This is a genomic window from Streptomyces sp. bgisy027, from assembly GCF_057710365.1.
In genome coordinates, this window is the sequence record NZ_JBYIVZ010000007.1 from 151,852 (window position 1) to 163,503 (window position 11,652).

Below are 11,652 nucleotides of genomic sequence, written 5' to 3' on the forward strand. Positions count from 1 at the left end.
ACGGCGGAGTCGGCTCTGTCATCCTGGCATCGTGCCGAAACCCACGCCCGTCACGCCGGACGCCCCCGCCCGTATACGTACTGCGCTCCTCACCCAGGAGTGGCTGGACCTCGCCTTCATCCACTGGGCGGTCGACCCCGAAGCGGTGACGGCGCTGCTGCCGCGGGGCACCGTCGCGGACACCCACGACGGGGTCACCTACGTCGGGCTGGTCGCCTTCCGGATGCACCGGGTGGGCTGGCTGCGGATGCCCGGGGTGCCGTATCTCGGGACCTTCCCGGAGACCAATGTGCGGCTGTACTCGGTGGACGGGCACGGGCGGCGCGGGGTCGTGTTCCGGTCGATGGACGCCTCGCGACTGATCCCGGTCGTGATGGGGCGCGTCGGCTTCCGGCTGCCCTACCTCTGGTCCCGGATGACCGTCCGGCAGGCCGGCGACACCGTCACCTACACGAGTTCCCGCCGCTGGCCGGGGCCGCGCGGCGCGTACAGCCGCATCAGCGTGCGCACCGGCGAACGCATCGAGGAGCCCACCGAGCTGGAGCACTTCCTCACCGCGCGCTGGGGCATGCACAACGCCTTCTTCGGCGAGCCCGAACCGCTGGCGTTCCTGCCCAATCACCACCCCCGGTGGCCGCTGTACCGCGCCGAGCTGCTGACCTGCAAGGAGAACCTGATCACGGCGGCCGGACTGCCGGCCCCGAGCGGCGCCCCGGCCAGCGTGCTGTACTCCCCCGGCGTCCCGGTCCGGCTCGGCCGTCCGGCGCGCCCCGCAGGCATCCCCACTCCCTGATCCGCTCACGTGTGTCGAATTCCGGAAGCCGGCCCCGACGTATCGGATGAGAGGGCCGGGGCCGCACCGCGCGGCCGGCCTGCCGACAGCCGATCGGAACGGAGATCGATCATGTTGCTCGAGGACAAGGTCGCGGTGGTGTACGGCGCGGGTGGCTCCATCGGCGGGGCGGCGGCACGCGCCTTCGCCCGTGAGGGGGCGCGCGCCTTCCTCGCCGGACGGACCGCCGGGCCGCTCGACAAGGTCGCCGAGGAGATCCGTGCCGCGGGCGGGGCCGCGGAGACGGCCGTGGTCGACGCGGGGGACGAGGCCGCGGTGGACGCCTTCGTCGACGGTGTCGCCGCGCGCGCGGGGCGGATCGACGTCTCGTTCGACGCCATCGGCTACGGCGACGTCCAGCAACCGCTGATGGAGATCTCACAGGCGGACTTCCTCCAGCCCATCGTGACGGCGACGCGGTCGCAGTTCCTGACGACCCGGGCAGCGGCCCGCCACATGACCGCGCGGGGCACGGGTGTGATCCTCGCCTTCGGTGGCGGTGGGACGCAGACCCTGCCCGGCCTCGGCCGTTTCAAGATCGCTCCGGACGCGCTGGAGGGGCTGCGCCGCCAGTGGGCGATCGAGCTGGGCCCGCACGGCATCCGGGTCGTGACGCTGAAGTCCGGCGGCGTGCCGGAATCCCTGCCCACGGAGTTCCCCGGCGCGGAGGGCATCGTCGACAGCCTGGTCGACGCGACCCGGCTCGGCCGGACCGCGACCCTCGCAGACGTCGGCGACATGGCCGCCTTCGTCGCCTCCGACCGGGCCCGCACGCTCACCGCGACGGACGTGAACATCTCCTGCGGCGCGATCGTGGACTAGAGGCTCTCGACGGGCACGGCCAGGTAGGTCTCGCGCAGCCGGTCCAGGACGGGGTGTTCCGTGGGCAATTCGGTGGCGTCGATCGCGGCGACGCCCCGCACCCCGATGCCTGTGCTGGTGGCGAACGCGGCTGCCATGCCCTTGGCCCGTTCCAGGGTGAGGGGGGCGGTGCGGTGTGCGGCGCGCTGCCGGAGCAGGGCCATGGTGACCCCGGGCAGTACGGGAGCCTGTGGCCACACCACCGTGCCGTCCCGGTCGACGAATCCGACGTTCCAGGTGCTGCCTTCGCTGACGAGTCCGTCGCGTCCGATGAACAGGGCGTCGTCGAACCCGGCGAGTTGGGCGGCGCGCCGGGTGTGCAGGGACCCGAACAGGCCGACGTGCTTCACCTCCGGCAGGTCCCGCTCGTAGGGCATGCTCCTGACGCGCAGCGGAGCCGGCGGCAGCGCGCCGGCGCCGCGCACGGTGACCAGGACCTGTGGCTCCCCGGCCTGCGCGAGGTGTGCCATGTCGACCCCGGGGTCGTAGACGGTCACGCGGACAACGCACGGCCTCGGCCGTCCGTCCAGGGCCCTGCGGACGAAGTCGCGGACGCGTCCGGTGTCGAGGTCGGCACCCCACACGGCCCCGCAGTCCTTCCTGAGGCGTTCCATGTGCAGCGACAGGCCGCGAACGCCGCCGTCCTCCACCCGCATGGTCGTGAAGTGGCCGACGTTGACCAGGGCCAGGGACAGCAGTTCATCGGGGGAAACGAGCTTTCCGTTGAGCGTCGCCATGCGGCCCAGGATGTCAGGACCGGCGTCATGGCACCCCGGAGCCGCGGAACGCGAAGGGCCCGGACCGGGTGAACCGGTCCGGGCCCCTGCGGGAGGTCAGCGCCTCACGCGCCGTTCCCTTGTTGCGTTGTCACCGCTATCGCGCGCTGCGCCTGGCGCGGATCAGCACCAGGAAGCCGCCGATGAGGAGGACGGCACCGCCCGCGGCGGGCCACAGCGTGGTGGCGCCCGTCTCGGCCAGGTTGCCGCCGACCGCCTGCGGCTTGGTGCCCAGGCTGTCCTCGGTGTCCTCGGTGTCCTCGGCGGGAGGCTGGGTCTGCGCCGCGGCACCGCCCGCGTTCTCCTCGTCGCCCGAGCCACCCTGCGCCTGGTCGTCGCCCGCGCCGGCCGCCGGGGTTCCGGACGACTTGGGGGCCACCGTGCTGGACATGGTGGGCTTGTCGTCGTTCGCCGGGTCGGTGGCGGGCTTGTCGTCACCGGGCTCGTCGTTCGCGGGAGCCTCGGTGGCCGGCTTCCCGGTCTTCGGGTCCTCGGTGGCGGGGGCATCGGTCGCCGGGTCGTCGTCGGCCGGCGGGTCCGTCTGCTCGTTGCCTCCGTCGCCCGGCTCCGGCTTGTCGTCGTCGGCCGGCGGCGTGGTGGGCGCCTCGGTGGGCTCCTCCTGGCCCGGGTCGTTGCCCTCGTCGGCGCCGACACCGCACTTGCGGCCGTCGTTGATGCAGTCGACCACCTCGCCCATCAGCTTCTCGTCGAAGACGTTGATGAAGTCGCCGTGGTCGGTGACGGGCTTGTGCAGCTGCTCCGGGAAGGAGTCCACCGCGAACAGCGGGGTCGTCTTGCCGCCGTCCTGCAGGCTCGGCGCGTTGACGTCGTAGACGATCCGCTGCACCAGCTGCGGAATGGCCTTGAAGCCGTTCGCGCAGCTGCCGTCCGCCGCGGCGAACGCCACGTGCGTGCGGTGGTTGGCGCTGTCGATGTTCGTCCCGTCCCAGCAGCTCTGGAACTTGAAGGTGCGCACCACGTCACTGCCCTGCGGGCACAGCGGGTACTTGTCCTTCAGCTGCCGGTCCTCGAAGCCGGTGCAGCTCCAGGAGGCGTTGGCGTTCGCGGTGCCGTTGATGAACGCCTTCGCGTCACCGGTGATGATGCGCAGCAGCCGCGGCATCTCGGTGACCTTGCCGCGCGGGTTGCCCACGAAGTCCAGCGTCACCTCCTTGGGGGTGACGATCTCACCGGCGTTGCCCTCGATGCCGCCGCCGGGCGAGTTGGCGTCCTGCTCCTGCGAGCCGTTCTGGAGACGGATCACGGGCCAGTAGTACGTGGACTTGTCGCCCTGGTTCACACAGCTCGTCTCGGCGTTCGCCAGGTCCTCGTCACTCGCGAAGGCGTCGTTGGACTGGTTGCCGATGTAGTCGTGGAAGTGGTGCGCGCCGTTGGAGACGCCGGGGGCCACGATGATGTTGTCCGAGTTGAACAGGCCGTTCTCGTTGACGCCGCAGCTGGTGGCGAAGGTGCCGCGGGAGGCGTCCGGGGACAGGGCCGGCTTCTGGACGTTCGGCTGCACGGACTTGATGTCCTCGTAGTCCGCGGCGTTGGGGCCGTTGCCGGCCTGTCCGCCGTTGCCGGCGTTCTGGCCGCCGTCGCCCTGCTCTTCGCCGCCCTGGTCGGCGCCGTTCTGGTTGTCGCCGCCGTTGTCCTGGGCGTCGCCCCCGCCGTCGGCGCCGTTCGTCTGGTCACCGCTGCCGGCCTCGGGGGCGCGCAGGGTGCAGTCGGCGAGGCCGTCCAGGCCCTCGGGCCGGTCCCCCGTGCGGTCCACGGCGATGACGATCCGCTCGATCGTCGCGCCGCGCTTCTCCTTCAGCGGCTTCATGATGGCGTTGTCGGCGAAGCCGGGGTCCTGCTGGATCGCCTGCGCCGCATCCGTCAACCGCTGGTAGGCGTCGGCTGTCTGCTGGTCCAGGAGGGCCAGCTCCTTCGCGACGTCCTCCTTGGCGTCCTCCGGCACATCCGTCAGTTTGTCGCCGACGTCCGGGCAGTCGATCGTGCCGGCCGGGGAGGACAACGTCTCGGCGGAGTCCGCTCCGCCGTCTTCGGTCGCCGAGGCATAGACGTTGGCCCCAACGAGGCCGCCGCCGCCCAACATCAGCGCGACCGCTGCAAAGGTCGCGCGCCGTGCGCCCGTTGGGCGTCTTCGCGTGCTGCGTCCCAAGGAAGTACTCCTACGCCTCGTGGTCGGTCAGGGCATGTAAATCCCCCGGTCCTATACGGAGGCCGACGGCTCAGTGTTCAACCGCCTCAGGAATTCTCAGAAATATCTTATGAGCCGCGTAAACCTCGTCCGAGCAAGGGTGTTCGAACCGAATCCCGAGCGGCGCGGGGCCCTGCTCAGTCCATCAGTCCGGCGGCGAGCGCCGCGCCCAGTTCCCAGCAGGCCTCGATGTCGGCCCTGCCGGGCTCACCGGTCACCGTCACGGGCTGCGCGGCGCGCTGCCAGGCCAGGCCGGTCGTGATGGAGTCGACGGCCCGCACGGCGCCGGTCACGTCGCTGCCGCCGTGCACGTAGTAGCCAAAGGGGCGGCCGCGGGTCGCGTCAAGGCACGGGTAGTAGATCTGGTCGAAGAAGTGCTTGAGAGCGCCCGAGACGTAGCCGAGGTTCGCGGGGGTGCCCAGCAGGTACGCGTCGGCGTCGAGCACGTCGGACGCGGTGGCCGACAGGGCCGCCCGCCGCACGACGTCGACGCCCTCGATCTCGGGCGCGGTCGCACCGGAGACGACGGCTTCGAGCATGGCCTGGCAGTTGGGCGAGGGGGTGTGATGGACGATCAGCAAAGTAGGCACATGCCGAACCCTGCCGCCGCGCCGCCGATCAACGCAACCGCGACGCTCCGACGACGGAGCGGGCGGAACCTGCGGAGTCGACCTTGGCGACCGCGGACGACAGCTGCTCCCGCACCGCTTCGGGCAGCGGGTCGCCGTGCACGGCGGTGACCAGGTCCCCGGCGAGGGTGTGCAGCTTGGTGTTGGTGTTCTGGGATGCCTCGACCAGCACCGTCCAGGCGTCCTCGGAGCTCAGGCCGAAGGAGGCCATGAGGATGCCGCGGGCCAGGTCGATGGTGGGCCGGGTCTGCATCGCCCGGCGCAGTTGGGCGACCTCGATCCGCAGGTCCTCCACGAAGTCCTCGGACACCTGCGCCGCTCCGCGCCCCTCCCGCGCCGCCGGGTCCTGTCCGTCGGCATCGGGAGCGGCGAACAGCTCTCGCGTCCGGGTCAGGGCGAGGAGCCGGTCGACGGCCGCACCACTGGCGCGGATCACGACCGTCTTGCCCTGCTTGAGCGCTCGCAGGCGCAGGGCGAGCAGGATGTTGAGGGCGGCACAGTCGCAGAACGTGACGCCCTTCAGGTCGAGATCGACACCTCGGGCCGAGCGACGCAGTGCCTCACGCAGGGCGCCGCGCAGCCGCTCGCCGGTGTCGAGGTCGAGTTCTCCGCGTACCTCCACACCGACCCGGTCACCGTCAGGACCCGGCACAGCGGAAGTGAGCTCGGACATGTCCGCCTCTCCTCAGGTACCCCGCATCTCTGCACCAGAGTGACCCGAACCAGCGAACACGTCAATAGATACATGAAATCCAGTGCGTGTATTTGTATACGTGAACCCGCAGCCGTACTGTTGGTACATGGACGGAGTCCCTGAGCCGCACACCGGATGGACATTTCTCACCAACCACGCGCGCGTACTCGCGACGATCGCCGACGACTCGAACGTCCGGATCCGCCATATCGCGGCGCACTGCCGGCTCACCGAACGGGCCGTCCAGAAGATCATTTCGGAGCTGGAGCGGGACGGTTATCTGTCCCACGTCCGCGAGGGCCGGACCAACATCTACCGGATCGAACCGGGCAAGCTGCTGCGGCACCCCGCCGAGGCCGGGCTGCCCGTGGCCGCGCTGCTCTCCCTGCTCATCCACGACGAGGCCGACCGCGGCGGCGCCGCCGAGCAGCTCAGGGCCGCCCGGCAGCGGATGCCGCTGGACGGCGGATGATCGCGGGACATCTCGGCACCGGACGCCTCAGCACAGAACACGCAGCGCTTCCGGCAGGACTCTGAGCGTGACCGGGAGGTTCGCCTCGACCTCGCCGTCGGCGCCGTAGGGCACGTCGCGGTCGGCCGAGATGCGGATCTCCTTGCCCCGCAGTATCTCGACCTGGGGGCGGTGGACATGAGCGCCCGTCCTGAGGTCGTTCATCAGGGCGAAGAACAGCCGGCGCGGGGCCTCGCGGATCATCACGACCTCCAGCAGGCCGTCGTCCACACGGGCGTCGGGCGCGATCAGCCGACCCGAGCCGTAGTAGCCGGAGTTGGCGGCCACGACCGTGTAGCCGATGTGCAGGTGCTCCCGGCCGTCGACGGTGACCCGGTAGCGCGCGGCACGCCAGGTCGTGACGGCGCGCAGGCCGCCCGCGTAGTAGGAGGCGGCGCCGCGCAGCAGGGTGGCGTTGTTGGCGTGGCGGTTGGCGAGCGCGTCGACGCCGGCGTACACGCTGCCGAGGACCACCGTGCGGTCGTGCACGGCCGACTCGACCTCGATGGTGTCGACCTTCCGGGGCTCGTGGCGGAGCAGTACCTCGGCCAGTGCGGCCGGGTCGGTGGGCAGTCCGAGGGCCCGGGCGAAGTCGTTGCCTCGGCCGGCCGGGACCAGGCCCAGCACCATCTCGGTGCCGCTGAGGGCACCCCCGATGCCGCCGGCCATTCCGTCGCCGCCGACGGCGAGCACCACCCGCCCCCGCTCTCCGGCGTCCCTGGCCAGCTCCCGGGCGTGGGCCAGGCTGCGGCTGTACTGGGTCTCCAGGTCGGCCCCGGCGTCCCGCAGCGGCCGGGCCACTTCGAGCAGCGCGGCCGCGGAGGCGGATCCGCCCGCCGTGGGGTTGACGATGGCGGTGAACTGTCGCATCGGTGTGCCTTTCGGGCCGACGGGAGGGAGCTGCCGGAGGCGGGCCGGGGTGAGGGTGAGCGAGGGCGGGGCGGAGCGGGCGCCGGAGCCCGGTGCAGCAAGGGTGCCGGGCGCCGTGGACGGCGGGTGGGCCGGAGCGTCGACGAGGCTCTCGTCGTCGAAGCAGCCGGACGGGACGACCGAGCTCAGTCGAGCGGCAGGAGGACGCCGGGGTTGAGCAGTCCTGCCGGGTCCAGCCGCCGCTTGACGGCACGCAGCGCCTCGATGCCCAGGGGGCCCGCCTCGCGGACGTACCAGTCGCGGTGGTCGGTGCCGACACCGTGATGGTGGCTGATGGTGCCGCCCGCGCCGAGGATCGCCTCGTTGGCGGCGTGCTTGGCCTTCTCCCAGTGTGCGACCGCGTCCTCGCCCTGCGCCGAGACGACGGTGAAGTACAGCGAGGCACCGTTCTCGTAGACGTGGGAGATGTGACACATGACCAGCGGCGGGGTGCCGGCCTCGGTGAGCGTCGCGGTGAGGGCGTCGCGGACGGACGCGTACAGCTCGGGGACGCGTGACCAGAAGGTCGCGGTCTCCAGGGTCTCCACGAACGCCCCGGCGTCCAGCAGGGAGTCCCTGAGGTAGGGGGCGGAGTAGCGGCCGTGCGACCAGCGCTCGCCGGGTTCCTCGCCGAGCGGGGTGCCGCCGCAGTCGCGCAGGACCGCCGCGGCGTGCTCGCTGCGGTGAGTGACGTCCTCGTCCGTGCCCTCGTACCCGGCGATCGCCATGCAGCCCGCGGACTGCTGCGCGGCGTCGGAGCCGCCGATGGCGTCGGGCTGGGCGAGGCCGATCAGGGTCTCGGTCTCGTCGGACAGCCTCAGCACCGTCGGACGCGGTCCGTCCTGGGCGAGGCGGCGCAGCGCGGCGGCGCCCTCCGCGAAGGAGGCGAAGCGCCAGCCCTCGTAGACACGGGAGCGCGGGACGGGCCGGACACGCACGGTCACGGAGGTGATGACGCCGAACGCGCCCTCCGAGCCGAGCAGGAGCTGGCGCAGGTCGGGGCCGGCCGCCGAGCGCGGTGCCCGGCCGGTGTCGATGGTGCCCTCGGGGGTGGCGACGGTCAGGCCGAGGACCATCTCGTCGAAGCGGCCGTATCCGGCGGACGCCTGGCCGCTGGAGCGGGCGGCGGCGAATCCGCCGATGCTCGCCCACTCGAAGGACTGGGGGAAGTGGCCGAGGGTGAAGCCGTGTTCGGCCAGCAGCGCCTCCGCCCGCGGCCCGCGCAGTCCGGGTTGCAGGGTGGCGGTGCGCGAGACCGGGTCGACGGCGAGCAGCGCGTCCATGCGGCGCAGGTCCAGGGCGACGAAGGCGCCGCGGCGGGAGGGGGCGAGGCCGCCGACGACGGAGGTGCCGCCGCCGAACGGGACCACGGCCAGGCCGTGTTCGGCGCAGGCGCGCAGCACGGCGAGGACGTCGTCGTGGTCGGCGGGCAGGACGACGGCCGCGGGAACGTCGTCGACCTCGCCGTCGCGGATGCGCAGCAGGTCGGGGGTGGACTTGCCGCGGGTGTGCCGGATGCGGGTCCCGGCGTCGGTGCGGACGTGCTCCTCGCCGCCGACCGCGGCGGACAGGGCCCGGTGCGCGGCGGGTTCGAGTCCCGGCTGGGGTACGGCGATGTCCTCCAGGGCGACCGGCCCGGCGGTGCGCGGCTTGACTCCGAGCAGATCGCGCAGCAGGCCGATCACGGTCTCGGGCAGCGGCGCCGCCTTGGCCGGGTCGCCCCAGCCGCTCCACAGCATGTCCATGACTGTCGTCCTCACCGGTCGATTTCGAGCGATGCCGTGTCCCGGACGGCCTCGCAGGCGTTACACTGTGACACATGACGCCTATTCGTCACAACCACTCGGACAGCGACGCGGTGCTCGACGCGGTGCGCGACTGTGTCCTGGCCGTCGGAGTCCGCCGTACGACGCTGACCGACGTGGCCCGCCGCGCGGGCGTCTCCCGGATGACGCTGTACCGGCGCTGGCCCGATGTGCGCTCACTGGTGGGGGACTTGATGACCCGCGAGTGGGTCGCCGTCGCCACGGGGGCCATGCCCGAACGGCGGCCCGGGACGACCACCCGCGATCTGATGGTCGAGGGACTGGTGGCCGGAGTGCGGACCTTCCGCGCCCACCCGCTCTTCCAGAAGATCGTGGACGTCGATCCCGAACTGCTCCTGCCCTACGTCCTCGACCGCCGGGGCGCGAGCCAGATGGCCCTGCTAGCCCTGCTCGCGGACGCCGTACGGGAGGGCCACGCCGACGGCTCGGTGCGCGCGGGCCATGTGGAGCGGCAGGCGCGGTCCCTGCTGCTGATCGTCCAGTCCTTCACCCTGTCCCTGCGGACCATGACCGACGAGGACGACGCCGACCTGGGCAGCGACGCCTTCCTGGCGGAACTGCGCAGCATCCTGGAGAGGACCCTCACGCCATGACCCCTGCCACTGACCCGGCCCCCGGATCGTCGCTGTCCGCCGCGCGGCGCTCGCGCGAACTCACCGAGACCGTCGGCGGCCCGGTCGTGGACGTCCTGGTCGTCGGCCTGGGCGCGACAGGCGCCGGGGTCGCCCTGGACGCCGCCGCCCGGGGCCTTTCGGTGGCCGCCGTCGACGCCCATGACCTGGCCTTCGGCACCTCGCGCTTCAGCAGCAAGCTGATCCACGGCGGGCTGCGCTACCTCGCCTCCGCCCAGCTCGACGTTGCCCACGAGAGCGCGGTCGAGCGCGGGGTGCTGATGGAGCGCACGGCTCCGCATCTGGTGCGGGCCCAGCCGTTCGTGCTGCCGTTGACGCCGCTCGTGTCCCGCGCCCAGTCCACCCTCGCCTGGGCCGGGTTCCGGGCCGGTGACGCCCTGCGTCTGGCGGCGCGCACGGCCCGCGCCACCCTGCCGGCCCCGCGCCGCCTGTCCACGGTGGAGACCCGGCACCTCGCCCCCGCCCTGCGCACCCAGGGCCTGCGCGGCGGTCTGCTGTCCTGGGACGGCCGGCTCACCGACGACGCCCGGCTGGTGACGGCGATCGCCCGCACCGCCGCCGCACACGGCGCCCGGATCCTCACCCGCGTCAGGGCGCTGGAGCTCACCGCGTCCGGCGCCCGCGTCCGCGACGAACTCACCGGCGAGGAGGGTGAGATCAGGGCCCGCGCCGTGATCAACGCATCCGGCGTCTGGGCGGACGGCCTGGTGGACGGCATCCGGATCCGCCCCTCGCGCGGCACCCACCTCGTGCTGCGCTCCGACCACCTCGGCCCGCTGCCCGCGGGGCTGCACGTGCCGGTCCCCGGCGAGACCAACCGTTTTGTCCTCGTCCTGCCGCAGGGCGACGGCCGGGTCTACGTCGGCCTCACCGACGAGCCCGTCGAGGGCGACGTCCCGGACGTGCCCGAAGTCCCCGAGACCGACATCGGCTTTCTGCTGGACGTCCTGGGCTCGGTCCTGGACGTGCCGGTGCGGCGTGACGACGTCGTCGGCGCCTTCGCCGGTCTGCGCCCCCTGCTCGACACCGCGCCGACGGGCGGGGCCGGGGCGCCGCGGACCTCCGACATCTCCCGTCGGCACGCGGTCCTCACCTCGTCGGAGGGCGTGACCACGGTGGTCGGCGGCAAGCTCACCACCTACCGGCGCATGGCCGAGGACGCCGTCGACGCCGCCGTCGCCACGCACCGGCTCACGGCCGGCCCCTCCCCCACCGCCTCCCTGCCCCTCGTCGGCGCCGCGTCACCGGACGCTCTCGGCTCGCTGCGCGCGCCGAGCCGACTGGTCCAGCGCTACGGCAGCGAGGCACCGGCCGTCCGGGCGCTCGGCGCACAGGACCCCCGTCTCGCCGAACCCGTGCTCGCGGGCCACCCCGTCACCGGCGCCGAACTCCTGTGGGCCGTACGCCACGAGGGCGCCCTGGACGAGGCGGACCTGCTCGACCGGCGCACCCGCATCGGGCTGGTGCCGGCCGACCGGGACGCGGCCCTGGACGTCGCGCGCGAGGTACTGGGCGAGGTGAACCTGCCCGCCTAGGCCGACAGGGAACGGGGGCGCAGATCGGTCCAGTGGGACTCGATGTACTCCAGGCACGCCTCTCGGGTGTTCTCGTCGAAGACGGTGGTCCAGCCTCCGGGCACCTTGGCGAAGGACGGCCAGAGGGAGTGCTGGCCCTCGTCGTTCACCAGGACCAGGAAGCGGCCTTCGTTGTCGTCGAAGGGGTTGGTGCTCATGCCGACTGCCTCCTCGGAACGTCAACATTAGGTTAGCCTGGCCT

At 72.4% G+C, this 11,652-nt stretch carries 12 protein-coding genes; 5 read left to right on the top strand and 7 right to left on the bottom strand.

Annotated elements, in window-relative coordinates:
- The first annotated feature begins 31 nt into the window (after positions 1–31).
- A complete protein-coding gene (locus tag AC3ETA_RS09925) occupies positions 32–793 on the top strand; it encodes a YqjF family protein (protein ID WP_432192443.1) in 762 nt (253 codons plus the stop codon).
- A gap of 111 nt (positions 794–904) precedes the next feature.
- Positions 905–1,654, top strand: a complete 750-nt coding sequence (locus AC3ETA_RS09930) for an SDR family NAD(P)-dependent oxidoreductase (protein ID WP_432192444.1) — start codon at positions 905–907, stop codon at positions 1,652–1,654.
- Here AC3ETA_RS09930 and AC3ETA_RS09935 read toward each other — a convergent pair.
- The 4 genes from AC3ETA_RS09935 to AC3ETA_RS09950 all read right to left on the bottom strand — a co-directional run bounded on the left by AC3ETA_RS09935 (position 1,651) and on the right by AC3ETA_RS09950 (position 5,977).
- Positions 1,651–2,430: an aminotransferase class IV family protein gene (locus AC3ETA_RS09935; RefSeq protein WP_432192445.1), complete on the bottom strand. Its 780-nt coding sequence runs from the start codon at positions 2,428–2,430 to the stop codon at positions 1,651–1,653. The genes AC3ETA_RS09930 and AC3ETA_RS09935 overlap by 4 nt on opposite strands.
- A gap of 136 nt (positions 2,431–2,566) precedes the next feature.
- Positions 2,567–4,570, bottom strand: a complete 2,004-nt coding sequence (locus AC3ETA_RS09940) for a DUF1996 domain-containing protein (protein ID WP_432192446.1) — start codon at positions 4,568–4,570, stop codon at positions 2,567–2,569.
- Between the two features lie 242 nt (positions 4,571–4,812).
- Positions 4,813–5,265 (bottom strand): flavodoxin family protein, encoded by a 453-nt coding sequence (locus AC3ETA_RS09945; protein WP_432192447.1) that lies wholly within the window; start codon positions 5,263–5,265, stop codon positions 4,813–4,815.
- A 28-nt stretch (positions 5,266–5,293) separates the two neighbouring features.
- Positions 5,294–5,977, bottom strand: a complete 684-nt coding sequence (locus tag AC3ETA_RS09950) for an ANTAR domain-containing protein (RefSeq protein WP_432192448.1) — start codon at positions 5,975–5,977, stop codon at positions 5,294–5,296.
- A gap of 127 nt (positions 5,978–6,104) precedes the next feature.
- On the opposite strand from AC3ETA_RS09950, the gene AC3ETA_RS09955 reads away from it, so the two are divergent.
- Entirely contained in the window at positions 6,105–6,470 is a 366-nt protein-coding gene (locus tag AC3ETA_RS09955) for a helix-turn-helix transcriptional regulator (RefSeq protein ID WP_432192449.1), read from the top strand.
- Positions 6,471–6,497: 27 nt separating this feature from the next.
- Here AC3ETA_RS09955 and AC3ETA_RS09960 read toward each other — a convergent pair whose 3' ends face one another.
- Both AC3ETA_RS09960 and AC3ETA_RS09965 read right to left on the bottom strand, forming a co-directional pair.
- Complete coding sequence (locus tag AC3ETA_RS09960) at positions 6,498–7,379, bottom strand: YegS/Rv2252/BmrU family lipid kinase (protein WP_432192450.1); 882 nt, start codon at positions 7,377–7,379, stop codon at positions 6,498–6,500.
- Positions 7,380–7,564: 185 nt separating this feature from the next.
- Entirely contained in the window at positions 7,565–9,163 is a 1,599-nt protein-coding gene (locus AC3ETA_RS09965; protein WP_432192451.1) for an FAD-binding oxidoreductase, read from the bottom strand.
- A gap of 74 nt (positions 9,164–9,237) precedes the next feature.
- On the opposite strand from AC3ETA_RS09965, the gene AC3ETA_RS09970 reads away from it, so the two are divergent.
- Together AC3ETA_RS09970 and AC3ETA_RS09975 are read left to right on the top strand one after the other, a co-directional pair.
- Positions 9,238–9,837 (top strand): TetR/AcrR family transcriptional regulator, encoded by a 600-nt coding sequence (locus AC3ETA_RS09970; protein ID WP_126897476.1) that lies wholly within the window; start codon positions 9,238–9,240, stop codon positions 9,835–9,837.
- Positions 9,834–11,411 (top strand): glycerol-3-phosphate dehydrogenase/oxidase, encoded by a 1,578-nt coding sequence (locus AC3ETA_RS09975; protein ID WP_432192452.1) that lies wholly within the window; start codon positions 9,834–9,836, stop codon positions 11,409–11,411. Before AC3ETA_RS09970 ends, AC3ETA_RS09975 begins: the two co-directional genes overlap by 4 nt.
- On the opposite strand, the gene AC3ETA_RS09980 is transcribed toward AC3ETA_RS09975, so the two are convergent.
- On the bottom strand, positions 11,408–11,608 hold the full coding sequence (locus AC3ETA_RS09980; protein WP_126897474.1) for an MbtH family protein: 201 nt from the start codon (positions 11,606–11,608) through the stop codon (positions 11,408–11,410). The two genes, AC3ETA_RS09975 and AC3ETA_RS09980, sit on opposite strands and share 4 nt — an antisense overlap.
- Positions 11,609–11,652 lie beyond the last annotated feature (44 nt).